This window comes from Candidatus Cryptobacteroides sp., from assembly GCF_056207615.1.
Map to the genome: position 1 here is coordinate 1 of NZ_JBAEER010000143.1, position 3,615 is coordinate 3,615.

4 protein-coding genes are annotated in these 3,615 nt (G+C 47.1%); all 4 read left to right on the forward strand.

Going from position 1 to position 3,615, the window contains the following annotated elements; translation table 11 throughout:
* Positions 1-527, forward strand: a 527-nt coding sequence (locus tag AC06ND_RS08275) for a type III pantothenate kinase (RefSeq protein ID WP_475678513.1), incomplete at its 5' end; no start/stop codon positions are given.
* On the forward strand, positions 520-1,854 hold the full coding sequence (gene bamG / locus AC06ND_RS08280; protein ID WP_475678514.1) for a BamG family beta-barrel-assembly machinery protein: 1,335 nt from the start codon (positions 520-522) through the stop codon (positions 1,852-1,854). The genes AC06ND_RS08275 and bamG, both read left to right, overlap by 8 nt.
* A gap of 37 nt (positions 1,855-1,891) precedes the next feature.
* Positions 1,892-3,202: a tetratricopeptide repeat protein gene (locus tag AC06ND_RS08285; RefSeq protein ID WP_475678515.1), complete on the forward strand. Its 1,311-nt coding sequence runs from the start codon at positions 1,892-1,894 to the stop codon at positions 3,200-3,202.
* 35 nt (positions 3,203-3,237) lie between these two features.
* The coding region (locus AC06ND_RS08290; RefSeq protein WP_475678516.1) for a hypothetical protein at positions 3,238-3,615 on the forward strand (378 nt) is incomplete at its 3' end.

Below are 3,615 nucleotides of genomic sequence, written 5' to 3' on the forward strand. Positions count from 1 at the left end.
TACTCGAAGGAGAATGCGACCACCTGATCCTGATAAGTTCAAAAAGCACTAAGATAATGGAGGAAAATGATTTACCTTCATATCTCTCACCAGATAGGGCTGCGTCTATAATTGCTGCAAGACACTTGTTCAAGGATAGTCCTGTTACAGTTTTTGACCTGGGAACGATACTTACTGTTGATTATATTTCCGAGGATGGGAGATATCTCGGTGGAGTCGTATCTCCTGGCTTCATGACAAGATATAAGGCTATCAACAGATACTCTGGAAAGACACTCCCTCTTCTGCTTGACATGCCGGATGAAATAGAGGAGCATGGCACTTCAATTGAGTCTTCAATAAGGACTGGAACAGTTTCAGGCATAATGTTTGAAATCCAAGGTCAGATGGACTCTCATCCCTCAAACATCAGCGTTTTTACGGGAGGAGACGCGAATTATTTTGCAAAAAGGCTTAAAAATTCCATCTTTGTAGTTTGTAACCTTGTATTGATGGGGTTGGCTTTAATAGCTGACAGATATGAATAGAAACTTCAGGAAGTTAATTTCAGTCATATCCTTCATTTTAGTGTCCGTCTGTGTATTTGCGCAGGACGGCGCTTTCAATGCGTATTCACCATATTCAGTCTATGGTATCGGAGATATCCTCAAGGAGGGTAACGCCTTCACCAAGACCATGGGTGGTGTTGGTATCGCAACCAGGAACAGAAGGTATATCAACTATCTCAATCCTGCTGCCATAACCGCAAGAGACAGTCTTTCATTCATGGCTGACTTCGGTTTGCAGGAGAATAACAAGGTGTTCTCACAGAAGGTAGGTGACACTGCCTACAAATCTGCAAACAATACCTTCAACATCTCTGACTTCGTGCTCAGCTTCCCTATATGGAGGTCATCTGCATTCATGGTAGGTGTCGCACCTTTCAGTGACATCGGATATGATTTCTCTTCAGTGGAAGAAAGACCTGAGATCATAGGAAATACCAATAACATCACTTACAACTCTTACGGTAGCGGTGGTGTATATCAGATTTTTTTCGGTGCAGGTGCAACTTTCTGGAAGCGTCTCTCCGTCGGAGCTGAGGCTATCTACTATTTCGGAACTCTCGACAAGATCACCAATACCGTATTCTCTGACAATTCGTACAGAAGCGTGAACGCTGGTTATGAGACTCAGGTGAGATCATTCTCGGGAAAGGTAGGTATCCAGTATGAGCAGAAGATTGCCGGCAACGTGAGCATGATACTCGGAGCAACCTATCGTCCTATGACAAAGATGTCTGGTGAACTCAATGACTACAGCTATGCAGTTGCAAGTGAGCTTACAGATACCCTCAGGTACAATCCTGTATCTCTCAAGGATCAGGGTCTCATGTTCGGTGACGAAATCGGAGTAGGTCTCAGCGTGAAGGGCGGCGAGAAGTGGAGCGTAGAGTTTGACTACCTCAGAAGCGACTGGTCGAAGAGCGGTCTCGACGAGGCTACAGGCTTCAAGGTATACAATCATTCAGGAAAGCTTTTCTCATCTTCCGTATCCCAGTCTTTCAGGGCCGGATTCGAGATTACACCTAACAGAAATGATATCCGTTACTATTTCAGGAGGGTCACATATCGTGGTGGAATCTATCATGAAGAGCAATCTTTTCTCATGGATGGACACAAGGTCAGCGCTTCTGGCATAACTCTTGGTATGACATTACCAGTGTTCAGACTTTACAACGGTCTGACCTTCGGAGTAGACCTCGGACAGAGGGGTAATCTGAAGAGCGACACGATGGTGAGAGAAAGATACGCTACCATATATGTAGGATTCAATATTCATGATATTTGGTTCCAGAAACCTAGGTATAACTAACGACATCTTAACTGACAAAAAACAAATAATCAGAGATATGAAAAAATTAGCAATCCTCTTTGCATCTGTACTCATGGCTGCATCATCAGTACAGGTTTTCGCTCAGGACAATCTTGATCCAGAGTGCATCAAGTACCTCTCTTATTACAAGGAGTATTACAAGCAGAAGAGCTATGAGCAGGCTCTTCCTTCATGGAGACAGGCCTTCAAGCTTTGCCCTCCTAACACCCGTGAGACTGTATACACCGAGGGTGCTGCAATCTACAGGTACATGATCAACAAGAACCGCAACAATGCCGTAGCAAGAGAAGCTTACGTTGATACCCTTCTCCTCCTCCACGACATGCGTGCTCAGTACTATCCAAAGAACGCAGTTACTTCCCTTAACAACAAGGGTCTCGATATGGTAAACTATGTTCAGGACGACAACAAGGCTCTCTACAAGGACCTCGGCGCCATCATCGCTAACAACGGTGAGCAGACCAAGCCTCAGATCTTCCTCTTCAACCTCAATGCCGCTGTCGCTCTCTTCAAGGACGGTGTCATCGATGCTGAGGAAGTCATCAATACCTACGAGAACTCAATGTCATACCTTGAGGCTATCTGCGATAAGGACGGCAGCGAGACAAACGCTAAGGTAAAGAGCGATGTCGAGAACATCTTCATCTCTAGCCACGTTGCTGACTGCGACAACCTCCTCGCTCTCTTCGGACCTCGCTACGATGCAGATCCTGAGAACGTAGACCTCGCAACCAAGATCGTGAAGATGATGGGTACCACCGAGGGTTGTACCAGCAATGACCTCTTCCTTAACGCTGTCAACGTAATGCATAGCAAGAATCCTTCTTACCTCTCAGCTTACAACCTCTTCAAGCTCTACTCTTCACGTGGAGACTACAACAAGGCTGTATCTTTCGCAGAGGAGGCTATAGCTTACGATGAGTCAGATGCGAAACTCGACGCTCAGTACAACTACGAGCTTGCTGCATACGCTATCAAGAGCGGTAAGACCGCTAAGGCATTCGAGGCTGCAACCAAGGCTGCAGAGCTTGATCCTTCACTCGCAGCAAAGGCTTACATGATCTGCGCAACCGCTTGGGGTGCTACCAACTGTGGTGGTGACGACATGGCTCGCCGCGCTCCTTACTGGGTAGCAGTTGACTACCTCAACAAGGCAAAGGCAGCTGACGCTTCACTCGCAGACGAGGCTAACAGCCTTATCTCACAGTACGCTAAGTACTATCCTCAGACTGCTGATGCGTTCATGTACGGTTACCAGGATGGTCAGTCTTACACTGTTGCTTGCAACGGTATGAGGGCTACCACTACCGTCAGGACTCAGAAGTAATATAGGATTTGAATATTATCCGACATACTGTCAGAATGATTGCAACCGCTTCGGCGGTTGCTTTCGTCGTTTATTCCTGCAGTGATAATTCTGCTGCCGACGACGGAGATAAGGGTGAGCTCAAGCCTCTCCAGGTCGTCGACAACATGTTTGTCGTGCAGACCCAGAACGGCGATCTTCAGCTCAGAATGGAGGCTGACAGGATGGAGAGATACCAGGACGACAGTACTTCATGGGAACTCTTCCCGGACGGCTTTGCCGCTTACATGTACCAGATCGAGACAGGCAAGCTTGAGACGACGATCTTTGCTGACCAGGCCAAGCATGTCAAGCCGAACAGCGGAGATGAGGTGTGGCAGGCGTTCGGAAACGTGCGCGTGAGGAACGAGATCAAGGACGAAACCATGGAGACT